The sequence below is a fragment of the Dongia sp. agr-C8 genome (assembly GCF_054658695.1).
In genome coordinates this window covers 238,338-260,194 of record NZ_BAAGHZ010000001.1, presented here as the reverse complement: position 1 = coordinate 260,194, position 21,857 = coordinate 238,338, and the positions used below count along the sequence as shown (strand labels likewise).

The 21,857-nt window shown below is 65.1% G+C and carries 25 protein-coding genes and 1 riboswitch; of the genes, 7 read left to right on the top strand and 18 right to left on the bottom strand.

Going from position 1 to position 21,857, the window contains the following annotated elements:
* Position 1 precedes the first annotated feature (1 nt).
* From cobW to arsC, 3 genes are all read right to left on the bottom strand, one after another.
* A complete protein-coding gene (gene cobW, locus ACYQ4T_RS01245) occupies positions 2 to 1,033 on the bottom strand; it encodes a cobalamin biosynthesis protein CobW (protein WP_459850111.1) in 1,032 nt (343 codons plus the stop codon).
* A 13-nt stretch (positions 1,034 to 1,046) separates the two neighbouring features.
* Complete coding sequence (gene cobU / locus ACYQ4T_RS01240) at positions 1,047 to 1,613, bottom strand: bifunctional adenosylcobinamide kinase/adenosylcobinamide-phosphate guanylyltransferase (protein WP_459850109.1); 567 nt, start codon at positions 1,611 to 1,613, stop codon at positions 1,047 to 1,049.
* Positions 1,614 to 1,665: 52 nt separating this feature from the next.
* Positions 1,666 to 1,810: riboswitch (cobalamin riboswitch) on the bottom strand.
* 72 nt (positions 1,811 to 1,882) lie between these two features.
* Positions 1,883 to 2,227 (bottom strand): arsenate reductase (glutaredoxin), encoded by a 345-nt coding sequence (arsC, locus tag ACYQ4T_RS01235; protein ID WP_459850107.1) that lies wholly within the window; start codon positions 2,225 to 2,227, stop codon positions 1,883 to 1,885.
* A gap of 33 nt (positions 2,228 to 2,260) precedes the next feature.
* On the opposite strand from arsC, the gene moaD reads away from it, so the two are divergent.
* The 3 genes from moaD to ACYQ4T_RS01220 all read left to right on the top strand — a co-directional run bounded on the left by moaD (position 2,261) and on the right by ACYQ4T_RS01220 (position 3,823).
* Positions 2,261 to 2,512, top strand: coding sequence for a molybdopterin converting factor subunit 1 (gene moaD, locus ACYQ4T_RS01230; protein ID WP_459850105.1), 252 nt, complete (start codon positions 2,261 to 2,263; stop codon positions 2,510 to 2,512).
* Positions 2,513 to 2,516: 4 nt separating this feature from the next.
* Positions 2,517 to 2,978, top strand: coding sequence for a molybdenum cofactor biosynthesis protein MoaE (locus tag ACYQ4T_RS01225; protein WP_459850103.1), 462 nt, complete (start codon positions 2,517 to 2,519; stop codon positions 2,976 to 2,978).
* Positions 2,979 to 3,058: 80 nt separating this feature from the next.
* Positions 3,059 to 3,823 (top strand): TerC family protein, encoded by a 765-nt coding sequence (locus ACYQ4T_RS01220; protein WP_459850101.1) that lies wholly within the window; start codon positions 3,059 to 3,061, stop codon positions 3,821 to 3,823.
* Positions 3,824 to 3,879: 56 nt separating this feature from the next.
* Here the strand turns inward: ACYQ4T_RS01220 and ACYQ4T_RS01215 are convergent, their stop codons facing one another.
* Positions 3,880 to 4,773 carry a branched-chain amino acid aminotransferase gene (locus tag ACYQ4T_RS01215; RefSeq protein ID WP_459850099.1) on the bottom strand — a complete coding sequence of 298 codons (894 nt, stop codon included), beginning with the start codon at positions 4,771 to 4,773 and terminating at the stop codon, positions 3,880 to 3,882.
* 100 nt (positions 4,774 to 4,873) lie between these two features.
* On the opposite strand from ACYQ4T_RS01215, the gene ACYQ4T_RS01210 reads away from it, so the two are divergent.
* The 3 genes from ACYQ4T_RS01210 to ACYQ4T_RS01200 are packed head-to-tail and all read left to right on the top strand — an operon-like array spanning position 4,874 to position 7,432.
* On the top strand, positions 4,874 to 5,365 hold the full coding sequence (locus ACYQ4T_RS01210) for a MarR family winged helix-turn-helix transcriptional regulator (RefSeq protein WP_459850097.1): 492 nt from the start codon (positions 4,874 to 4,876) through the stop codon (positions 5,363 to 5,365).
* A gap of 10 nt (positions 5,366 to 5,375) precedes the next feature.
* Positions 5,376 to 6,092 (top strand): response regulator, encoded by a 717-nt coding sequence (locus ACYQ4T_RS01205; RefSeq protein ID WP_459850095.1) that lies wholly within the window; start codon positions 5,376 to 5,378, stop codon positions 6,090 to 6,092.
* Entirely contained in the window at positions 6,092 to 7,432 is a 1,341-nt protein-coding gene (locus tag ACYQ4T_RS01200; RefSeq protein WP_459850094.1) for an ATP-binding protein, read from the top strand. Before ACYQ4T_RS01205 ends, ACYQ4T_RS01200 begins: the two co-directional genes overlap by 1 nt.
* Before the next feature lie 6 nt (positions 7,433 to 7,438).
* On the opposite strand, the gene ACYQ4T_RS01195 is transcribed toward ACYQ4T_RS01200, so the two are convergent.
* The 7 genes from ACYQ4T_RS01195 to ACYQ4T_RS01165 form a co-directional block, all read right to left on the bottom strand.
* Positions 7,439 to 9,088 carry a calcium-binding protein gene (locus tag ACYQ4T_RS01195; protein WP_459850092.1) on the bottom strand — a complete coding sequence of 550 codons (1,650 nt, stop codon included), beginning with the start codon at positions 9,086 to 9,088 and terminating at the stop codon, positions 7,439 to 7,441.
* A gap of 227 nt (positions 9,089 to 9,315) precedes the next feature.
* The gene (locus tag ACYQ4T_RS01190; RefSeq protein ID WP_459850090.1) at positions 9,316 to 10,086 is read right to left on the bottom strand and encodes an Hpt domain-containing protein; all 771 of its coding nucleotides are present in this window, start codon (positions 10,084 to 10,086) and stop codon (positions 9,316 to 9,318) included.
* Positions 10,087 to 10,179: 93 nt separating this feature from the next.
* Positions 10,180 to 10,542: a tRNA-binding protein gene (locus ACYQ4T_RS01185; RefSeq protein WP_459850088.1), complete on the bottom strand. Its 363-nt coding sequence runs from the start codon at positions 10,540 to 10,542 to the stop codon at positions 10,180 to 10,182.
* Between the two features lie 128 nt (positions 10,543 to 10,670).
* Positions 10,671 to 11,177 carry a phasin family protein gene (locus ACYQ4T_RS01180; RefSeq protein WP_459850086.1) on the bottom strand — a complete coding sequence of 169 codons (507 nt, stop codon included), beginning with the start codon at positions 11,175 to 11,177 and terminating at the stop codon, positions 10,671 to 10,673.
* A gap of 194 nt (positions 11,178 to 11,371) precedes the next feature.
* The gene (locus tag ACYQ4T_RS01175; RefSeq protein WP_459850084.1) at positions 11,372 to 12,283 is read right to left on the bottom strand and encodes a carbohydrate ABC transporter permease; all 912 of its coding nucleotides are present in this window, start codon (positions 12,281 to 12,283) and stop codon (positions 11,372 to 11,374) included.
* Positions 12,280 to 13,086 (bottom strand): carbohydrate ABC transporter permease, encoded by an 807-nt coding sequence (locus ACYQ4T_RS01170; protein ID WP_459850082.1) that lies wholly within the window; start codon positions 13,084 to 13,086, stop codon positions 12,280 to 12,282. Before ACYQ4T_RS01170 ends, ACYQ4T_RS01175 begins: the two co-directional genes overlap by 4 nt.
* Before the next feature lie 39 nt (positions 13,087 to 13,125).
* Positions 13,126 to 14,253 (bottom strand): ABC transporter ATP-binding protein, encoded by a 1,128-nt coding sequence (locus ACYQ4T_RS01165; RefSeq protein WP_459850080.1) that lies wholly within the window; start codon positions 14,251 to 14,253, stop codon positions 13,126 to 13,128.
* Positions 14,254 to 15,255: 1,002 nt separating this feature from the next.
* Here ACYQ4T_RS01165 and ACYQ4T_RS01160 point away from each other — a divergent pair.
* Positions 15,256 to 17,334: a VWD domain-containing protein gene (locus ACYQ4T_RS01160; protein ID WP_459850078.1), complete on the top strand. Its 2,079-nt coding sequence runs from the start codon at positions 15,256 to 15,258 to the stop codon at positions 17,332 to 17,334.
* 89 nt (positions 17,335 to 17,423) lie between these two features.
* Here ACYQ4T_RS01160 and ACYQ4T_RS01155 read toward each other — a convergent pair whose 3' ends face one another.
* From ACYQ4T_RS01155 to proC, 7 genes are all read right to left on the bottom strand, one after another.
* Complete coding sequence (locus tag ACYQ4T_RS01155) at positions 17,424 to 17,723, bottom strand: hypothetical protein (protein WP_459850076.1); 300 nt, start codon at positions 17,721 to 17,723, stop codon at positions 17,424 to 17,426.
* 22 nt (positions 17,724 to 17,745) lie between these two features.
* A complete protein-coding gene (locus ACYQ4T_RS01150) occupies positions 17,746 to 18,231 on the bottom strand; it encodes a PAS domain-containing protein (RefSeq protein WP_459850074.1) in 486 nt (161 codons plus the stop codon).
* Positions 18,232 to 18,298: 67 nt separating this feature from the next.
* Positions 18,299 to 19,297, bottom strand: a complete 999-nt coding sequence (locus ACYQ4T_RS01145) for a DUF808 domain-containing protein (protein ID WP_459850072.1) — start codon at positions 19,295 to 19,297, stop codon at positions 18,299 to 18,301.
* 137 nt (positions 19,298 to 19,434) lie between these two features.
* The gene (locus tag ACYQ4T_RS01140) at positions 19,435 to 19,659 is read right to left on the bottom strand and encodes a DUF2934 domain-containing protein (RefSeq protein ID WP_459850070.1); all 225 of its coding nucleotides are present in this window, start codon (positions 19,657 to 19,659) and stop codon (positions 19,435 to 19,437) included.
* Positions 19,660 to 19,771: 112 nt separating this feature from the next.
* On the bottom strand, positions 19,772 to 20,443 hold the full coding sequence (locus ACYQ4T_RS01135) for a hypothetical protein (RefSeq protein ID WP_459850068.1): 672 nt from the start codon (positions 20,441 to 20,443) through the stop codon (positions 19,772 to 19,774).
* An 85-nt stretch (positions 20,444 to 20,528) separates the two neighbouring features.
* Positions 20,529 to 20,996 (bottom strand): YbaK/EbsC family protein, encoded by a 468-nt coding sequence (locus ACYQ4T_RS01130; RefSeq protein WP_459850066.1) that lies wholly within the window; start codon positions 20,994 to 20,996, stop codon positions 20,529 to 20,531.
* 5 nt (positions 20,997 to 21,001) lie between these two features.
* The gene (proC, locus tag ACYQ4T_RS01125) at positions 21,002 to 21,856 is read right to left on the bottom strand and encodes a pyrroline-5-carboxylate reductase (RefSeq protein WP_459850064.1); all 855 of its coding nucleotides are present in this window, start codon (positions 21,854 to 21,856) and stop codon (positions 21,002 to 21,004) included.
* Position 21,857: the final 1 nt, after the last annotated feature.

The following is a 21,857-nucleotide window of genomic DNA, read 5'->3' as shown; positions in this document are numbered from 1 at the left end:
CTCAGCCCTTGACCGCCGCTTCGATCGCCGCGCGGTCGAGACCTTTGAGGCCGATCACCACCAGCCGGCCCCTGCGGGCCTCGTCCGAGCCCCAGGCGCGGTCATAGTAATGCTGGATGCGGCCGCCGACGCCTTGCAGCACCAGGCGCATGTCGCGCCCCGCCACGTCGAGGAAGCCCTTCACGCGCAGGATGTCATGGGTCGCGATCGCGGGCTTCAGGCGTGCCAGCAGCTCATCGGGTGTCTTCAAAATCGGCATGTCGATCTGGAAGCTCTCGAACTCGTCGTGGTCGTGATCCTCGCCTTCGAGCTCGTGGTGCGAGAAGCGGGTGTCGAGGTCGTCCTCCGCCGCGGCACCGAGGCCCAGCAGCACGTCGGGGTCGATCGCACCGTAGCTGGAGAGAACTAGCTTCGCCTTCCGCTTCATCTCGCGGTCGATCACGTCCTTCGCCGCCGTGCGATCGTCCGGCGACATCTGGTCGTTCTTGTTGAGGATGATGAGATCGGCGCTGTTGATCTGGTCCTCGAAGAGTTCCGCCAGCGGACTCTCGTGGTCGAAAGATTCGTCGGCGGCGCGCTGCGCCGCGACCGCTTCCGGATTGTCCGCGAAGCGGCCGGCCGCCGCGGCCGGGCCATCGACCACCGCGATCACGCCATCCACCGTCACCCGCGTCCGGACTTCCGGCCAGTTGAAGGCGCGGATCAGCGGCTTAGGCAATGCGAGGCCCGAGGTCTCGATCACGATATGCTCCGGCGGCTGCGGCCGGTCCAGGAGCGCGGTGATGGTCGGCAGGAAATCGTCGGCGACGGTGCAGCAGATGCAGCCGTTGGCCAGCTCGACGATATTCTCTTCCGGGCAATCCTCGATGCCGCAGCCCTTGACGATCTCGCCATCGACCCCGAGCTCGCCGAACTCGTTGATGATCAGCGCGATGCGCCGCCCGCGCGCATTGCGCAGCAGGTTCTGGATCAGGCTGGTCTTTCCGGCGCCGAGGAAGCCGGTCACGATGGTCGCGGGAATCTTGGTCGTCATCAGACTTCTCTTCTCACTTCAGTTTCATCGGGAGACCGGCGGTCACGAAAACGACGTGATCCGCCTTCTCCGCCAAACGTTGATGCAGGATGCCGGCGAGGTCGCGGAAGCGCCGGGCCAGCGCATTGTCCGGTACGATCCCCTGCCCGACTTCGTTCGAGACGAAGACCACCGGTCCGCCGCACTGGCCGAGCGCGGCGATCAAGCCGTCGATCTCGGCATCGACATTCCGCTCCTGCCCCAGCAGATTGCCGAGCCAGAGCGTCAGGCAATCCACCAGAACCGCCGCTCCCTGTTCCGTTTCGGCCTTCAAGGCACCGGCGAGGTCGAGCGGCTCCTCGACGGTCTTCCAATCCGAATCCCGGCGCTCGCGATGCGTCTTCACCCGCGCCGCCATCTCGTCGTCCAGCACCTCCGCGGTGGCGAGATAGGTGCGGCGCCCGGGATGGCGATCGACCAGGCCTTCGGCATAGCGGCTCTTTCCAGAGCGCGCCCCGCCCAGGACCAGGGTTACCGGCGGCAAGGGCGTGATCAGCCCGGACACGCCCAGCGACAGACTGGATGGTTGAGACTTCGACAAGGTGTTGCGCTCCTCCCGCCGAGGCGCCGACCGTTATAAAGAGCGTTCGCCGAGGTCTCCTGGCTCGACCGCCGGAACCCGCGCCTTCCCGGCCAGAACAGGGCCAGTGGCTTTCTCCGGGTCCGTTGCCCGAACGCGAAGGTCCAGGCGCAATCCTACAGTTGCGGGGGCAGCGCCGGCATCGGACCGGCTTCCCTCCCTGCGAACGGCCGGAAACTAGCAGGAAGCCCGGGGCGGTGCAGCAAAATCCGCCGTGGAGGTTAACGGGTTCAAACCGTCTCCCAGACCCGTTCCGGCGGCCGGGCGACGACCGCGCCCTTGGGCCCGACCACGATCGGCCGCTCGATCAGGACCGGGGTCTTGGCCATGGCCTTGATCAGAGCTTCATCGCTGGTCTTGTCGGTCAGTTTCAGGGCCTCGAAGGCCTCGCCTTTCTTGCGGAGAATGTCGCGCGGCCCCAGTTTCAGCTTCTTCAGCAGGGACTTGATTCCCGCTTCGTCCAGTGGGGTCTTCAGGTATTCGACCACCTTCGGCGCGTGGCCCTTTTCCTTCAGCCAGCCCAGCACCTTCTTGGAGGTGCTGCAATTCGGGTTATGGTAGATGGTGACGGCCATGGACCTTCCTCGCGCCCTTATTAAGTAGAGATCATGAAGCTGCTTTATTTCGCCTGGCTCCGCCAGAAGATCGGCAAGGCCGAAGAAACCCTCGACGTTCCCGCCCATGTGAAAGAGGTCGGGCAGCTGCTCGACTGGCTGGAGAGCCTCGGCCCCAATTACGCGACCGCGCTCAAGGAGCGCAAGGCCGTGAAGGTCGCGGTCAACCAGGACTATGTCGGCCTCAGCCATCCGGTCAAAGCCGGCGACGAGGTCGCCTTGTTCCCGCCGGTGACCGGCGGCTGAAGTCGTGACCGTCCGGGTCCAGACGCAGGATTTCGACATCGGCGCCGAGCTCCAAAAGCTCGCGGCCGGAAATCACCAGGTCGGCGGGGTCGCGAGCTTCGTCGGCCTAGTGCGCGACATCGCACCCGCAGGCTCCGGCGCCGCGAGCTCAATGACGCTTGAGCACTACCCCGGCATGACCGAGAAGCGCCTTGCCGAAATCGAGGCGGAGGCGCAGCGCCGCTGGCCCTTGTCGGCGACGCTGATCATCCACCGCTACGGGCGGCTGGAGCCGGGCGACCGGATCGTGCTGGTCGCGACCGCCTCCAGCCACCGCGAGGCGGCGCTGGAATCCTGCGCCTTCCTGATCGACTGGCTGAAGACCGAGGCACCGTTCTGGAAGCTGGAAGACGGCCCCGAAGGCGCCCGCTGGGTCGAGGCGAAGACCAGCGACGACGCCCGCAAGGCGGCCTGGCTCAAGAAGTAGCCGCCTCACAGCTTGAAATCTTCCTGACAAACCGCCAATTCTCCTATCCCTGAAACGGCCGACCGGGGCGACCGCTTCCCATGTCCGACACCATGCAGCTTTTGACGGATCCTGCCGTCATCCTCAGTTTCGTTACGCTTGCGGCCCTCGAGATCGTCCTCGGCATCGACAATCTGCTCTTCGTGCAGATCGTCGCCGGGCGCGTCTCGCCGGACAAACAGCGGCTGGCCCGGCGTCTCGGCCTTGCCTTGGCGCTGCTGACACGGTTGGCGCTGCTGGCCTCGATCTCCTGGGTAGCCGGACTGAAAGAGCCGATCCTGACCGTCGACTGGTTCGGGCCGGAGAACACGTACGACCTCTCCTGGCGCGACATCATCCTGCTGGGCGGTGGCTTGTTCCTGCTGGCGAAGTCCACCACAGAGATCCACCACAACATCGACGTCGCGCACGAGGAAGAAGGGGAGAAGAAGACCTATCTCACCCTCGCATCTGCCGTGGTGCAGATCGCGATCCTGGACATCGTCTTCTCGCTGGACAGCGTCATCACCGCGGTCGGCATGTCGGATCACCTGGAGGTGATGGTGGCCGCGGTCGTGACGGCGATGATCGTGATGATCGCGGCAGCGAATGCGGTCGGCGATTTCGTGGACAAGCATCCTTCGGTGAAGATGCTCTGCCTCGCCTTCCTGCTGCTGATCGGCGTGGCGCTGCTCGGCGAAGGCCTGCACTTCCACATCCCGAAGGGCTACCTCTACTTCGCCATCGCCTTCTCGGCCGGCGTCGAGGGATTGAACCTCTGGGCCCGCGCCCGCAAGGAAGCGGCGAAAAAGCGGGCAGCCGCCTAAAAGAAAACCCCGCTCCCTCGGCCCGAGGGAGCGGGGTTTGACTTTGTACGGACCGCTTAAGCCGCCGCGCTGTTCTGATGCGCGCGCACTTCCTTCAGATAGTCCTCGCGCAGCTGGCGGGTGACCGGGCCGACCTTGAACTTGTAGTCGCCGACCTGGCCGACGGGCGTCACTTCCGCGGCGGTGCCGACCAGGAAGACCTCCTCGGTCTTGGCAAGCTCGTCCGGCATGATCGCGCGCTCGACCACCTTCAGCTGGCGGCGGCGGGCGAGATCCATCACGGTCTGCCGGGTGATGCCGTTCAGGAAGCAGTCCGGCGTCGGCGTGTGCACTTCGCCGTTCTGCACCAGGAAGACATTGGCGCCCGTGGCCTCGGCAAGTTGTCCGCGATAGTCGATCATCATCGCGTCCTGATAGCCTTCCGCCTCGGCCTCGTGCTTCGAGATCGTGCAGATCATGTAGAGACCGGCGGCCTTGGAAGCGGTCGGTGCCGTGTTCGGCGCCGGGCGCTGGTACTTCGCCCATTTCAAGCGGATGCCCTTCTCCAGCAGCTCCGGCGAGAAATAGGCGGGCCATTGCCACATCGCGATCGCGCAGTGGATCGTGTTCTGCTGCGCGGCGACGCCCATCATCTCGCTGCCGCGCCAGGCCAGCGGCCGGACGTAGCAATCGACCAGCCCGGCGCGGCGGATCAGCTCTTCCTTCGCCGCGACCAGCTCCTGCACCGAATAGGGAATCTTGAAGCCGAGGATATCTGCCGACTTGTGCAGCCGCTCCGAATGCTCCTTGGACTTGAAGACCTTGCCGCCATAGGCGCGCTCGCCTTCAAACACGCAGGAGGCATAGTGCAAGCCGTGGGTCAGGACATGGACCTTCGCTTCGCGCCAGGGCACGAACTTGCCGTCGTACCAGATCTCGCCGTCGCGATCGTCATAGGGGACCAGGCTCATGGTAAGGTTTCCTCCGGTCAGGCTTCTCAGGTTATAAAAGCATCGTATCTGGGCCGAATTTAAAAGCTTCGGAAAAATAAGTCAACAGTGCTGACATAAAATGGCTGAAGTGAAATCGCCGCTGAATCTGCTGTTCCTCCGGGACGACGACCTGCGCCAGGGGATCGAACTTTTGTTCTTCGCCTACAGGGACTTCACGGCGAAAGCGGACGAGACCTTGCTGCAATACGGCTTCGGCCGGGCGCATCACCGGGTGATCTATTTCGTCGGACGCAACCCAGGTATGACGGTTTCGGAACTCCTCGACATTTTGAAGATCACCAAGCAGAGCCTCTCCCGCGTCTTGAGCCAGTTGGTGCGCCAGGGCTTCATCATCCAGCGCCCGGGCTCGACCGATCGGCGGCAGCGACTCTTGAGCCTGACCGACCGCGGCGCCGAACTCGAAAGGAAGTTGACCGAGGAGCAGCGCGCGCTGGTCGCCAAGGCCTATCGCAGCGCCGGCGCCGAGGCGGTCGAGGGCTTCCGCAAGGTGCTCATCGGCCTGATCAACGAATCCGATCGCGAACGGTTCAATCCGCAAGCCCGGCGGTAGAATAGCGGGCATGAGCGACCAGCCCCATATCCTCGTCGTCGATGACGATCGCCGGATCCGCGATCTCACCGCGCGATTCCTCTCCGAGCAGGGCTTCAACGTGGTGACGGCAAACGATGCCGCCGATGCCCGCGACAAGATGAAGAGCCTCGCCTTCGACCTCCTGGTGCTGGACATCATGATGCCGGGCGAGAACGGGCTCGAGCTCACGGTCAGCCTGCGCGCCGAGAGTGACGTGCCGATCCTGCTGCTGACCGCCCGCAGTGAGACCGAGGATCGCATCGCCGGGTTCGAAACCGGCGCCGACGACTATCTCACCAAGCCTTTCGAGCCGAAGGAGCTGGTGCTCCGAATCCAGTCGATCCTGAAGCGCGCCCGCACCGCGCCGCGCGCAGCACCGCAGCGGCGGGTGATTAAGTTCGGCGAGTTCCTGTTCGAGCTCGATCGCCGGCGCCTGTTCCGCGGCGAGGAGCCGGTCTATCTGACCGAGGCGGAGACCGACCTCCTCGCCGAGCTGTGCAACCGGGCCGGCGAGGTCGTCAGCCGCGACGAGCTCACCTCCTCCTCCGGCCCCGAGACCGACGAGGCGACCGCAACGGAAGCTGGTGGCAGCCGGCAGGTCGATGTGCAGGTCACGCGCCTCCGCCGCAAGATCGAGGTCGATCCGCGCTTCCCGCGCTACCTGCAGACCGTGCGCGGCCGCGGCTATCTGCTGCAGCCAGACTGATGCTGGGCCAGGCACGCGAGTTCGTGGCGGCAGTGGAGCGGCTGATGCCGCGGACTTTGCTCGGCCGCTCGATCATCATCATCGTGACGCCGGTGATTTTGCTGCAGGCGATCTCGGCCTGGGTCTTCTACACCAGCCATTGGGACACGGTGACAAGGCGGCTCGCGCAGAGCGTCGCCGGCGACATCGCCTATGTGATCCGCCAGTTGCCGCACCCGATCGATCTCCGGCAGGCGCAGCAGGTCTTCGCCATCGCCAAGGACATGATGGACGTGAAGCTGGTGTTCAAGCCGGGCGAGATCCTGCCCAACGACCCGACCATCACCCGGCAGAACCTGGTCGACCGCTCGCTCTCCAAGGCCTTGGAGGATGCGCTGAAGCGGCCCTTCCTGATCGACAGTCGCTCGCAGCGCAACTACATCGAAATCCACGTGCAGCTGGCCGAGGGCGTGATGCAGGCGCAGGTCAGGCGCCGGCGCCTGTTCAGCTCGACCACCTATCTCTTCTTCCTCTGGATGGTCGGCACGTCGTTGGCCTTGCTCGCCTTCGCCACCATCTTCATGCGCAACCAGGTGCGGCCGATCAAGCGGCTGGCCCAGGTCGCCGATGACTTCGGCCGCGGCCGCGAGATCCGCGACTTCCACCCCAGCGGCGCCAACGAGGTCGAGCTCGCCGGCCATGCCTTCAACCTGATGCGCGACCGCATCCGCCGCCAGATCTCGCAGCGCACCGAGATGCTGGCCGGCGTCAGCCACGATCTGCGCACGCCGTTGACCCGGATGAAGCTGCAGCTGGCCTTGATGGGCGGCAATCCCGAGGTCGCTGACCTGAAGAAGGACGTCGACGAGATGGAGCGCATGATCGGCGGCTATCTCGCCTTTGCCAGGGGGGAAGGCACCGAGCGCGCGGTCGATGCCGATCTGGTCGAGCTGGTCACCGATGCGGTCAACGATGCCCGCCGCGAGGGTGCCGCCATCGCGCTCGCCGCGCCGACGCAGAAGATCATGCTGCCGCTGCGTCGCGACGCGTTGCGGCGCGCACTGGCCAATGTCATCGGCAATGCCCGCCGCTACGCCGATCGGATCGAGGTCTCGATGCGCAGCCGCGGCCATGGCGTCGATGTCATCGTCGACGACAACGGGCCGGGCATTCCCAAGGCCCAGCGCGAGGACGTGTTCCGCCCGTTCTTCCGCCTCGAATCCTCGCGCAATCCCGAGACCGGCGGCACCGGCCTGGGACTCGCCATCGCGCGCGACATCGTCCGCACCCATGGCGGCGAGATCACCCTGCACGACTCACCGCTCGGCGGGTTGCGCGCGGTGCTCCGGCTGCCGAGCTAGGCGCGCTCAGAACAGCACGTTGACGGCGACGTCCTCGCCGACCTTGAGGGTGTCGGTGGTGTGAACTTCCGCGATCTTGGTGTCGAGGAACTTGTTGCCGTCGGTGTCGATCCAGACGTCGACCACGGCGCCGTTATCGACCAGACCGACGCGCCCGGCACGGTCTTCGAGATCGACCCCCAGCGCTTCGAAATAGACATTGAGGTCGAGGTAGTCCTGGCCTCCGGTTGCGTCGCCGTCGAAGCCCAGGATGATGTCGAAGCCGTCGAGCTTGCTGGTATAGGAGACCACGTCGTTGCCGGCGCTGGTGTCGATCGTGTCGTTGCCGGCCTCGCCGCGCATCCAGTCGTCGCCGTCGCCGCCGATCAATGTATCCGCGCCGTCGCCGCCGCGGAGCCAGTCGTCCCCCGCCCCGCCATCGATCGTGTTGGCGCCCTTGTTGCCGATGATCTCGTTGTGCAGGTCGTTCCCGGTGCCGCTGATGCCGGCATTGCCACGCAGGGTCAGGTTCTCGACATAATCCGGAAGCGTATAGGCGAAGGACTCGCTCAAGACCGTGTCGTAGGTCCCGCCGGTGCTGGTCTCGACCACGGCATCCTTCGAATTGTTCACCATGTAGGTGTCGTTGCCATCGCCGCCGATCATGGTGTCGTAGCCGGTTCCGCCGTCGAGCGTGTTGTCCTTGGTATTGCCGATCAGCACATTGGCGAGGGAATTGCCGGTCCCGTTCAGCGCGCCGCCGCTCAGGGTCAGGTTCTCGACATAGGCCGGCAGCGAGAAGTCCTTGGTGCTGATCACCAAGTCGACCCCGCCGCCCTCTTTCAAGCCCAGCGTCTCGCTGACGACATCGCCGGGGTTATCGACATAATAGGTGTCGTCGCCCGTGCCGCCCAAGAGGTAATCGGCGCCGATGCCCCCGTCGATGACGTCGTTGCCGGCACCGCCCCAGATATCGTCATTGCCGGCCTTGCCGGCGATCGTGTTGTTGCCGGCATTTCCCCACAGCGTATTCCAGGCGGCATCGCCCGCGATCGAGAGATCGGCCGCGCCGAGCAGCATCACGTCTTCGATGCCGTCGAAGGCCTTGAGGTCCAGGTTGACATCGATAGTCGCCAGAACAGCGTCACCCGCGTCGCCACCGGTCTCCACAATGACGTCGGTCAGGCTGTCGATCACGTAGACGTCGTCGCCCTTGCCGCCGGTCATCGTGTCGCTGCCGGTCCCGCCGTCGAGGTAGTCGTCGCCGTTGTTGCCGTTGAGCTTGTCGTTCCCGGCATAACCCATCAGGGTGTCGTCCTGATTGGAGCCGGTGATCGTGTCGTCGCCGTTCAAGACGGCACTCAAGAAGCCTTGGGAGTCGCCTGCCAAGCGATAGGCGTTGAAGCTGGCCGCCGACAGCGACAGGTTGGCAATCTGGAAGTCGAAAGCCCCGGTGACGATGCTGGTGATGGTGGTGATCGTGCCGCCGGTGAGCACGCCGTTGCTGTAGGTGAGGCCGACGCCCTGGACCTCGACATAGGTGCTGGGATCGAGGTTGCTGGGGCCGGTCCGCCAGGTCGTCGCGTTGGCGACGAACAGGAAGCTGCCGACCAGGTCGTCGATGTCGAAGTTGTTGAAATCGACGCCGCTGTTGGGACTGGTCGTGAAATTCGCCATGGCGACCTCCTCTCAGAGAGTGCCGGCGTTCCACGCGCGTCAGAGCTGTGCGGTCGATTGCGACCGCCGCGCGCCACGCCGTCCTGAGGTCGGTCGGGAGCGCAGTCTGTCAGGTTCGTTGCTGTCCGATGGAATCGGCGCAGAGAGACCGGCCTGTGCCGGTGGTCACAGTTCCCGCGGACGGCGGAACGGCGGGAAATCCGCCTTCACTGCACGTCGATATGCGGCTAGAGCAGGAAGCCTTGCTGCAAGGCCTTGGTGAGATCGTCGCCAAAGGCGCTGGTCTTGCGGATCAGGCAGACGCTGGGCGGCAGCACCTTCAGCTGCGGATCGTCGGCGTTGAGGCTGGTGATGACGGCCACCGGGATGTTCCGGGTCGCCGGGATCGCCGACAAGGCGAGCGCCAGGTCGATGCCGGAGAGCTGCGGCATGACCGCGGAGACGATCATCATGTCCGGCTTCGCCCGGGTGGCATAGGCCAGGGCCTTCAGCGTGTCGGGAATGGCGGTGGCGCGGTAGCCGCAGGCGCGCAGCTCGCGCTCGACGAAGGTCTGTTGCGTGCCCGGGGTCATCACCAGGACCACCTCGATGTCGCGCGCTTCCGGCGCCTCGTCGATCTCGACGCCGCGGCGGACCGGGAGGCCGCGCACCATCTGGCGGATGTCGCCCTCCTCCGCCTTTTTGCCGCTGAGGAGATCCTGGATCACATCAAGGTAGGCCCCGAGATCGTCGATCGCCCGGTCGTCGAGCGTGACGATGGCGGTCAGGTAGTTCTGCGCCTGGTCGGCCACCGTCTCCAGCATCGAGAGGCCGAAATTCCGGGCCTGGCCGGCCAGATCGAAGATGAAGCGGCGCAGATCCGGCAGGCAGTCGCCTTTCGGCAGGCGTTGGACCAGGTCGGCGGCGCGTTCCTGGGCTTCGCCGAGGAACTCGGCCAGCAGTCCGGCCACCATATCCGCCGTGGCGCCCGCATAGGCGCCGCTCCCAAGGCCACGCATGTCGATTTCCATTCCCGAAGATTGCCGCAGCAGCCCGCAGTTTGGGCGGGGCTTCGTTAAAAAAGCTTCTACGGGGCAGCGCGCCCGGCGGTCCTAGAACAGGCGGCCGCCGATCGGCACGTTCTGGGTCGGCGCGATCATGACCACGCCGCCTTCGCCGTCCGGGAATCCCAGGACCAGCACCTCGGAAATGAACTTGCCGATCTGCTTGGGCGGGAAATTCACCACCGCCGCGACTTGTTTCCCAACCAGGCTTTCCAGGCTGTAGTGCTTGGTGATCTGGGCGGAGCTGCGCTTGACCCCGATCCCCGGACCGAAATCGACCGCGAGCTTGAAGGCGGGCTTGCGCGCCTCGGGATAGGGTTCGGCGGCCACGATTACACCCACCCGGATATCGACCTTCAAGAAATCTTCGTAGGTGATCGGCGCCGTCACGCCGCCCGCTTCCGCAGCCATGGTCTCGCTCTCTTGCCTGGTGTTCGGGCCGGACGTTAGAGCAAAATGAGAAGGCCGCCCACCCGTTTCCGGGGGACGGCCTTCAATCGATCGATCGCGGCTCTAAATCCGAGCCGGCCGAAGCGAGATTACTTCTTCGCGGTCTTGGCGAAGGCGGTCTTCACTTCGTCGAAGCTGTCGGCGACGCGCTTCGAGACGACGTTGATCGCCTGGGTGTTCGACTTGGTCAGGGTGTCGCTCATCTCGCGCATGGTGGCGACAGACTGCTCGAACGCCGACTTGGCGAGCTCAGCCTGCTTCACCAGCTTCTCTTCGACGCTGGCCGGAGCCGAAAGCTCCTTGGCCAGGCTGGAGAACTGCTCGACCGCTTCGCGGGCGAGTTCGGCCTGGCGGGCGGCAACGGCCTTCACGCCGTCGAACGCGAGCTGGTTGGCGTTCTGGAACGCCTCGAAGTTCTTGCGCTGGGACGCGAACAGCGTCTCCATATCGACGGTCGGGGCCTTGCCGTTGGCGAACGACTTCGAGAAGTCGCTGACCCAGCGGTTGAAGTCGGCCTGGAACTGACCGAAATCCGGAACCTTGAAGTAGTCCGGCTTGAAGAAATCGTTGGTCTCGGCGGTGTTGGTCTTGGCCATGGGGGCTTTCCTCCTGGGGGATTTCATCTGCTCGTGCCTTCATTGTGCAGTGCACAATTACGAAGAACATGGTGCAATGCAGCAGAAAAATCAAGGGCTTTGTTGCGTCGCAACAGGCCCGCAATATTACCATTATTTATCTGACACTTAGATGAAGGTCCCGGGTCATTCCAGAGGCCGGGGATCTCCGAATCCTAGGCCCGGCGGATGACTAACCGGAAGAGGATGACACTCAGAGCCAGGACCATCATTAGTAATACAAATGAGGCCGCCGCCCCGTCGTGGAGGCTCAACCCGAGGAACGCCTGGCGATAGGTGTAGATGCTCAGCAGATCGGTCGCCATGTCCGGGCCGCCGCGGGTCAGCACATAGACAAGGTCATAGGCGCGGGTCACGTTGATCAGCTGGATGACGATCGCGACCGCCGCGACCGGCCGCAGCAGCGGCAGCGTCAAGTACCAGAATTGCTGCCACCGTCCCGCCCCGTCCACCTCGGCCGCCTCATAGGGCCGGCGCGGCAGCGCGGCGAGGCCGGCCGAGAGGATCAGCACCACGAAGGCGACCTGCTGCCAGAGCTCGACGAAGACCAGGGTCCAGAGCGCGAGGTCGGGATCGCCCAGCCAATCCGGCACCGGAAGCCCGGCAAGACCGATCAGTTGATTGACGATGCCGCGTTGCGGCCCCAGCAGCATGTGCCAGATCAGCCCGGCACTGACCGGCGCCAAAGCCACCGGCACGGTGAGGATGGCGAAGTAGACCGCCTTCAGCCGCACCACCCTTGTCAGCAGCACGGCGATCAGGAGGCCGAGGCCGAAGGCGCCGGTCACGGTCGCCACGGTGTATTCGAACGAGATCGCGAGCGAGTGCCAGAAATAGGGATCCACCAGCAAGGTCTCGAAATTCGCCAGGCCGACGAAGGGTTCGAGGACCGGGTTGAGCAGGTTGAACGAGGAGATGCTCAGCAGCACCGCATAGACCAGCGGCAGGCCGAGGACGAGGGCGATCATCGAAAGCCCGGGCGCCGCGAATTTCCACCCGGTCGCCCGCCAGCGGTTGCGCGGCCGCCGCGGCTGCTTCGGCTTCGGATTCGCTGCCGATTCCGTCACCGGATGGCTCCGTAGGTGCGGCCGTGGATCAGGTGGTGGCGCAGCAGCGCCAAGACCGCGAGCATCGGCAGGACGCCGAGCACGATGCCGGCGGAAAGTTCCGCGACCGGCACCTCGGCCCGCGACTGCAGGTTGGTGAGCGCGACCGGGATGGTGGCCGTGTCGCCGTCGGTCAGCACCAGCGCGAACAGAAACTCGTTCCAGGCCAGGATGAAGCCCGACAGGGCGGCGACCGCCAGCCCCCGCCGCGCGACCGGCAAGGCAATCCGCCAGAAGGCACCCCAGGCGGTGGCGCCGTCGGACATCGCCGCCCATTCGAGCTCGACCGGCACCCGCTCGAAGAAGCCGATCAGGACCCAGGTGAGGAACGGCAGGTTGACGGCGGCATAGGCGATCACCAATCCAACGAGCGGATCGGTGAAGTCGACGACCAGGAACAGCGCGACCACCGGCAGCACCATGGCGATCGGCGGCAGCAGCTGGAGCAACAGCAGCATGAACCGTCCGACCTGACCCGTGCTGCGATAGCGCGCCAGCGCATAGCCGAGCGTCGCGGCGAAGGGAAAGGCCAGCAGCGTCGAGAGCGCCGCCGCCGCGAGGCTGTTCGCCGCGGCGCGCCAGAACCGGTCCTCCACCAGCAGCTGCACATAATTCTCGAGCGTGAAGGCCGTGGGCAGGTCGAGGCTGGTGCTCTGTGCCTCCGGCACGAAGCTGTTGCGCAAGACCCAAAGCAGCGGCAGCGCAATCCACAGCGCGCAGGCCGTCAGCACCGCATGAGCGATGAGGTTGCCGCGCCGCTTCATCGCAGGATCCGCACGATATCCATGATCACTCCGGACCTCTTACATATCCCGCGGCACCGCCATGGTGGTGCGCGGGTCGAACAGATGCATCTGCGCGAGATCGAGATAGAGCCGCTGCATGCTGCCGATCGGCGCGCGGTAATGGCGTCCGAGCCGCGCGGCGAAATCGAAGCCCTCCAATCCGGGGATGGCGGCGATCAACACCACCTCGGCGCCGCGGGTCTCCAGCGCCACCACCTCGACGTCGATCGCCTGCCAGCCGGGATCGCTGGGCTCCGCATGCACATCCTCGGGCCGCAGGCCGAAGATCGCCTCCTGCGCATTATAGGTGCGATAGGCCGGGGTGTAGGGCGTCGGCACGCGCAGGCGCACATGGCCCGCCTCGACGAACAGCGCGCCGTCCTCGCGCTTGGTCCCGTCGGCGGTCATGATATGGCAGGGCACGAGATTCATCGCCGGGCTGGCGAGCTGCCCGGCGACGAAGACGTTGACCGGGCTGCGGTAGAGTTCCAGCGGCGTGCCGACCTGCTCGACCCGGCCTTTGCGCAAGATGCAGATCCGCTCGCCCATGGTCATGGCCTCCACCTGGTCATGAGTCGCATAGACCATGGTGCGCCCCAGGCTGCGGTGAAGCTTCACCAGCTCGAGGCGCATCTCGTTGCGGAACTGCGGATCGAGGCTGGCCAGTGGCTCGTCGAACAAGAAGGCGACCGGATCGCGCACCAGCGCCCGGCCGAGGGCGACGCGCTGCTGCTCGCCGCCCGAGAGACGCGCGGGGTTCCGGTCGAGATGCTGGGCGAGGTCGAGCATCTCGGCGATCCGGCGCACCCGCTTCTCGATCTCCGCGCGCGGCGCCTTGTGCATCTTCAGGCCGAAGGCGAGGTTCTGTCCGACCGAGAGATGCGGATAGAGCGCGTAGGACTGGAAGACGATCGCCAGGTTGCGATCCTTCGGCGCGACGTCGTTGACCATCTGATCGCCGATGAAGACCTCGCCGCTGCTCGGACTCTCCAGGCCGGCGATCAGGCGCAGCAGAGTCGACTTGCCGGCGCCCGAAGGTGCCAGGACAACCATGAACGCGCCGTCATCGACCTGCAGCGTCACCTCCGCGAGGGCAGCGACCTTGCCGTAATTCTTGGAGACATCCTGAAGCGCGATTGACGCCAACGACCCAATTCCACTGCCGAATCACTGTGTTTCTTCGGCAATATCATCGCATCGCACCCCAGCGTGTGCAATAAAACGCGGCGTCGCGCGATTCGGGGCGGCAGAGCATCGATCGCGCGACAAGCCGCGCCGCACGGGCTGGTCGTGCCTGCGGCCCAGCAGTGAGCTCGCGATGTCAAACAGCGCCGTCGCATGAAGCGCGATGGCCGGAGCCGCTTGGAGCGATTCCGTCGCACCTTTACGCTCCCGCGGCGAAAGCCCCGCCAACTCCAAGCTATTGCAGCATTATCTCCCGCGCGGCCGCGGCCGGCTGTATCCGGCTGGCGTAAAGGCCCTGTAAAGGTTCCGCACCAATTTGGAGGCAAGAAATGGAAATTCACCGGCGCAAGCGGCCGTCTTCCGATCAGCCGTTGCGAAAAAGATTATAGTGCATTTTGCGCGCTCTCACAAACATCGGCGCAAGCAGCATGGAGGTGACCCACGATCTATCTGGTGTAGGAAGTAGCCCACGATCTGTCCGGTTAGAGGATATCCTCCCGGGAAGAGGGCCGAATGAAACGTGCGATCCAGAGATCGCCCGCGCAACGAAGGCGCTGGAAGCCGTCAGCAGGTAGGAAGCGCGCAAACAAGAGGGGCGATCTTCGATCGCGGTGAATTCAGTTTCGCCGCTGCATGACATGCAAGCCCTGGTCTAGGCATGTGTTCAATTCGATCCCCGACGATGGGGGATTGCGCTTTGTCGCGTTCGGGGATGGCAAACAGGGCCGGGCTCCCGATCGCTCAATCAGCAGTGGGGCGCACATCCTGGTATGGCTGCTTCCTCCACGCCCCGCGTCTGACTGCAGAATAAGCAGCAAAGCGCCGCGATTGCTTTACCGCGCGCCGGCGATAGCGCAGACTGCTCGCGTATCGATGGCAGAGGTCATCGCAGGGGGCCTTAGGTCATAACGATGCTGCCACGATGCGCGCACGGCGCAGCAGCTCGGCATGGGGGGAAAGACAATGAAAGCGTTCCGCTTGATCACCGCTGTGCTGCTTGCATGCGCCGGTTCCGCTGGCGTTGCCCACGCACAGACAGCGCGAGTATGCCAGCTCGCCGGGTTGGGTCACATGGTGACTTTCGACAATAAGGCTTACGATATCACCCGCAGCTTCGGAACATTCAGCCTGATCGAATCCGATGCCCTGTCGATCCAGGTGAGCACCGCACCTTCGGTTCTCAATGCGCAGGCCGCCGCCGTAGCTAAGGTCGCCATGCGGTTCGGGCAGACCGTCTACCTCTTCGACACCAACGGATTGAAGCAGGTGTCCGGTGATGCCGCGGGCATCAGTGCGTCCGGAAAGGCTTCAACCTACGACGTGGCGGGAAGCGCGAAGATCACAACGACTGACGGCAGCAAGGTCAATCTCGCGCACAACTCCAAGACCAACCAGGGATGGGCCATCAACCTGGTTGTTTCGCTTCCACCGGAAGCAAGCGGCAAGGTCCGCGGCCTCTGCGGCAATTTCGACGCGGTTCCCGCCAACGACTTCGCCACACCGACCGGACAGGCGGTCCAGGACCCCAGCGCCTTGGCAACCGCCTGGGCCCCGCAACCTGCCCAAGACCTTTTCGCCGGCGTCCTTCCGGCAGTCGCCGCCGCCTTGCCGGTCATCAATACACCCTCTGCGCCCGCTGCTGCGACTCCCACTCCCATTCCCGCTGCGCCTCAAGCGCCCGATCAACCGCGCGTCTGCCAGCTGAATGGGCTGGGGCATACGGTGACCTTCGACAATCTTAAGTTCGATATCGCGCGCAGCTTCGGAACCTTCAGCCTGGTGGAATCGGATGACTTGTCGATCCAGGTGCGAACCGCACCTTACATCTCCAGTGCAGAGGCGGCCGCGGTTGCCGGGATCGCAATGCGTTTCGGCCAAACGGTCTATGTGTTCGATACCAACGGATTGAAGCAGGTCTCCGGCGATTCAGCGGCAGTGACTGCGAGCGCGAAGCAACCGAACGCCAGCATTGGCGGACGCGCCGATATCACGGCGAGCGATGGAAGCATCGTCAAGATCGTGCACAACTCGAAGACAACTGAGGGCTGGGCCGCCAATGTGTCGATTTCCCTGCCGCCGAGCGCAAGCGGCAAGGTCCACGGCCTCTGCGGCAATTTCGACGGCAACCCCGCGAACGAATTCATCACGCCAAGCGGCCAGGCGGTTCAGACTCCCGGCGCGTTCGCAACCGCCTGGACCCCGCAGCCCGCTCAAGACCTGTTCGCCGGCATCCAGACGGCCGTCGCCAACGCTCCAACGCCTGCAGCCGATCAGTTCGGCACGGTGAAGACGTTCCAGGCGACGTCTCAGCCGGCCCAGCATCCGGCCGCGCAAGTCTGCGTGCCGCAGGGCTATCGCTTGCTGGGCGGCGGCGCCCGTGTCGCCACGGCCGCTGGGCAGAATTTCCTGACTGCGAGCTATCCCGAAGGCCAGTGCTGGAATGGCGTCGCGAAGGACCACCTCATTCCGAGTATCGCGACACTGGAGGTCTATGCGATCGGCATCTATGACCCGGATGGACTGTTGGCGATTTCCACGATGTCGATGACCAGCGCGGTCGCCCCGCACCCCGCCGCCATCTCGCCGATCCTGCCGCCGCCATTCGTGGTGACCGGCGGCGGCGCCAAGGTCGCCTATAACGGCGCGGGAAACATCCTGATCGCCAGCTATCCCAACGACGGAAATCCGAAGAACACCTGGTTCGCGGCCAGCAAGGACCACGAGGTCTCCGATCCGGCGACGGTCACTGCTTACGTGATCGGGATGGTGCCGCAGACACAGAGCGGCGCTCAGTTCGACATCGTCCAGGTGATTGCCAATTCACCAGCGCCCGCAGCCGGCGCGGAGGCCACCGCGGTATTGCCGGCGGGTTACAGCGTCATCGGCGGCGGCGCACTGGCGATCGGCACCACGCAGGCGGGCAGCCTCATGACCGACTCCTATCCCACGGCCAATGGATGGACGGCGCGCTCGCACGACTTCAATACGCCCGATCCCGCGAGGATCTCGGTCTTTGCGATCGGGATCCGGAGGGTGCAGTGACGCGCCCTCCGGCGCACCGCTGTGCCGTTTAAACGCCCCGCTCGCTCGGCGGGGTCGCAGCCGGCGCGTCATGCCCATGCAGCTTGGCGCTACGACAGCCCCTTCGCTGCCTTGATCGCGGCCTGCACGCCGTCGATGAAGCCGAAGAGGTATTCGCTGGTCAGCATGCGGCCATCGGCCTCGAAGCCGTCGAGGATATCGTCTTCCACGAGAATGCCCTCGGGGTCGATGCAGCGCTTGTAGAGCGCCAGCAATTCCTCGAAGGAGACTCCGGCGTCGTAAGTGAAGGTCTCGACGTTTTCGACGGCCCCCTGGTCATCCGAGGCCTCAGCCCAGGCGCGGCCGGCGTTGAAGCCGAGGGGATATTCTTCGTCTGAATCCGCTGTCATCGGTTTTCCATCGCCCTGCGTATCACGCGCGGAGGTTCCTGTAGTAGATACCCGCCAGCACCATGTTTACCAAGCTGCCGTCATCGGATAGCGGCAGCAGAAGCTTTTGCTCGCGAAGAAAGCGACCTTCGCTGTTGAGAAACTGGGTCTCGAAATAGGCCGGCTGCGCCGTGTCGAGCACCGGCTTGTATTGGGTGACGATCAAATTGCGTTCTTCGGCGGAAGTCAAAACCTCCGAGCCTTTGCCGGTGCGGTCTTTTCCGCCGTAGCCAATGAGGTTCGAACCGTCAAGCCGAACCCGATAATGCTCGACCCCGCCGAAGAACTCCGCCAGCAGAAGATTGCCAAGCCATTCGCGCATCTCCAGCGGTTCGATATCGGCACGCGACGGCATGGGCCGTCCGTCGCATTTCCTGATCCAGTAGTCGAGGAGCCGCGCCAAGCGAGGATTGTAAGATTCCAGGCTTTCGGGCTGCGGCGACATCAGCTTGACTTCGATCTTGGCCATGTCGGTAGCGTATACGATGGGGCTTGCTGCACTGGCAAATCCACGGGCTGAAACACGACGGGTGGCGCTAACTCTTCCCGCGCAAGCGGCGCAAGCGTGCCTTCAGGGTCCGCCATAGCGGGGAGAGGAAGTGGCTCATGATCGGGATCGCGAATAAGCCGATGCAGAGGCCGATGACGCCGGCGCCAGCGGCCTGGACCAGCCAGGCGAGGAAGGCGCCGATCGCAGGGATCGCTTGCGCGGCGGCGGCGGCGCCGGCATCGTGCAGCAGGTGGCTCGGCCATGACCAGCCATAGGCCTCGAGGCCATGCAGCAGGATTCCGCCGCCGACCCAGATCATCGCCGCGGTGCCGAGGATGCCGAGCAGGCGCAGGAAATGCGGCATGAACCGGACCAGGGCGCGACCGAACACTCTCACCGGTGCGCCGAGCGGGCCTCGGACCTGCGCCAGCGCGAGACCCACGTCGTCGGCCTTCACGATGATGGCGACCACGCCGTAGACCGCGACCGTGATCGCGACGCCGACGACGGCCAGCACCGTCGCCTGCGTCCAAAACCCGGCGTCCGGAACGGCGCCGAGCGTGATGGTCATGATTTCGGCCGAGAGGATGAAGTCGGTCTTGATGGCGCTCGCGACCTTCTGGTCCTCGAAGGATTGCGCGTCGTCCGCGATCGACTCCAAGGCGGCCTCGTGCTCGTGGGCGGCGTGCGGGAACAGGGATTCGTAGACCTTCTCCGCCCCTTCGTAGCAGAGGTAGAGCGCGCCCAGCATCAGCAGGGGCATGATGGCCTGCGGGAGGAGCAAGGTCAGCGCCAGCGCGGCCGGCAGCAGGAAGAGCAGCTTGTTCTTGAGCGAACCGAGAGCGATCTTGCCGACGACCGGCAGCTCGCGCGAGGCGGCGAAATTCGTCAGATAGCGCGGCGTGACCGCGGTGTCGTCGATCACGACGCCCGCCGCCTTGGTTCCCGCCTTGGCCGCCTGTCCGGCGATGTCGTCCAACGACGCCGCCGCGGCCTTGGCGATGCTCGCCACATCGTCGAGAAGGGCAATGAGGCCGATGCTCAAGGAAATGCTCCTGTTCTGGGCTGGACCCCGGTTCGGGCGAGTCCGGGGGTGGTCCCACCGAGCTTAGTCAAGCTGCGGCGGCTTTGCCACGACAGGAGGCGGCACCGAGTCGAATCGTCAGCCCGGTGGCCGGCGGACTAGCGACGGCGATCGCCCTTGGCGCTTCCGTCGGGAGAGTTCATCTCGTTTTTCGGGTCGTCGGCCTGGGCATCGCCTTGACCGTTGCCCACGGGGTTGCGGGCCGCGTCCACCTCGCGCGCAGCCTGCGCCCAATGTGCCCGGTCTCGTCCCTCGGGCTTGCCCGCGTCTTCCCAGATCCTGGTCGCGCGCTTGCAGATCTCTTCTTCCCGGTTCCAGTCCATCTCTGACCTCGTCAGCAAGCCAGTGCCGACGAATCAACGATGACCGGCGAAGACCGTTCCGGCAGCGCAGAGTCGCTTGCGTGTGAGCCCGGGCCGCCGCGCCGGGTCGTTGCTACGCCGCCGCGGGGTCGCCCTGGCGCCGGCGATGGAGCATGCCGGAGAGCCGCTCCGCCTGGCCGAGGCGCTTGTCAATCTCGGCCATGGTCTTCGCAAGGTCCTCGCTCTCGTCCTGCGCGAAGGCGCGCAGGCCGGCGAGATAGATCGCGAGCAGACCTTTCAACCGCAGCGCGCCTTTCAGGCCGCTGGCGCTGATCCCCGCCGCTTCCAGGGTGAGCGCGAGCGAGCGGCGAAGCTGGCAGAGCAAGGCGGCGAAGCTGTCGGGCGTTGCCGGCAATTGCCGCATCAGCCGGCGATAGGCTTCGCGGTCGCCTTTCAGGATGTCGAAGCGCCGCATGATGATGTCGAACAGCCGGTCCTTCGGCGTGCCTTCCAGCGGATCGCTGTCGAGGCTGGTCAGGATCCGCTCGTCGATCGCGCGCGTCAGCCCGAGCAGCACCGCGGTCTTGCTGGGATAGACCCGATGCGCCTCGGCGATCGGCACGCCGGCCTGCTCGGCGATCTCGGCGAAGGAGAGGTCGATCCAGCCCTGGGTCTCGACCAATTTCAGCAGCGCCCGCCGCAAGGCCGCCGCGGAGTCGCCGCCGGCGGCGCGCGCGGGTCCGGCGGATCTCCTCGGCGGTGCCGACTTTCGCGCCGCCTTCTTCGCTCCAGCCCGTTTCGCCATGTCCGAGCCTCCCAAGCGTGAATCGATATGCCTTGTAGAAACTATGGCCCCGCGCTTGTTCTGCATCAAGGCCGGGAGCGGCTTATCAGGCCTTCAAGGCGAGAATTTGGCCCTGCGTGACCCGCTGCAGGTCATGCGGTGTCAGCCTAAAGACGGAATGCGGCGAACCGGCGGCCGCCCAGATCTCCGACAAGGCCATCAGGTCTTCGTCGATGAAGGTCTTCAGCCGGATGCCGTGGCCCACCGGCGAGACGCCGCCGATGGCAAAGCCGGTCTCCGCCCGGACGAACTCGGCATCGGCCTTGCCGATGGATTCGCCGAGTGCCGCGGCCAGCTTCTTCTCATCGACGCGGTTGGCGCCGCTCGCCATCACCAGGATGGCGCGGCCGGAAGGCTTGGCGCGGAACACCAGCGACTTCGCGATCTGCGCGACCGAGCAGCCGATCGCCGCCGCGGCATCGGCCGAGGTCCGGGTCGAGGCGGAGAATTCCTTGATCTCGGTGGCGAGCCCCAGCTCGGCCAGCGCTTGGCGGACGCGATCGACACTGTCCATGAGGATTATTGCGCGAGTTCACGGGAGCGCCGGGTCGCCGCGGCGATCGCCTTGGTCATCAGGGGCTGCAGGCCGTCCGGCGCCATCAGAACGTTCAAGGCTTCCAGCGTGGTGCCCTTCGGGCTGGTTACGTTGATGCGCAGCTGCGCCGCACTCTCTTCCGAGAGCCGCGCCAGCTCGCCCGAGCCCGAGACGGTCTCGCGGGCGAGGCGCATCGCCATCTCGGCCGGGAGTCCTGCTTCGCGGCCGGCCTCGGCCAGGCATTCGATCAGCAGGAAGGTGTAGGCCGGCCCGCCGCCCGAAAGCGCCGTCACCGCGTTCAACAGGTCCTCGCGGTCGACCCATTCGACCGTGCCGACAGCTTTCAGCAATTCGCCGCAGAGCGCCATCCGCTCGGCGCGGACCTGGGGATCGCGGTAGATCACGCTGACCCCGCGCCCGACCGCCGCCGGCGTGTTCGGCATCGAGCGCACGATCTCCGCCTCCGTCCCCAGCCGGTCCTTGAAATAGGCGAGGGTCTTGCCGGCCGCGATCGAGAGGAAGGTGGCATCCGGCCCGACAAATTTCCGATAATCGGGCAGCGCGTCGTCCATGAATTGCGGCTTCACCGCCAGGAGCAGCAAGGCCGGCTTCAACCCGGCCGGCAGATCCGCCGCCCTGGTGAGGATGGTGACGCCCTGTGCCCGGACGTCGTCGAGGCCGACCGGGTTGATGTCGATCGCGGTGACCAGCCTCGCATCAGCGCCACGCGCCAGCCAGCCGCGCAGCAAGGCGCCGCCCATCTTGCCGCAACCGACCAGGACCAGAGGTCCCGGCAAGCCCAATGGTTTACCGCGGTCTTGCCGCTGAGCATCCGTCATG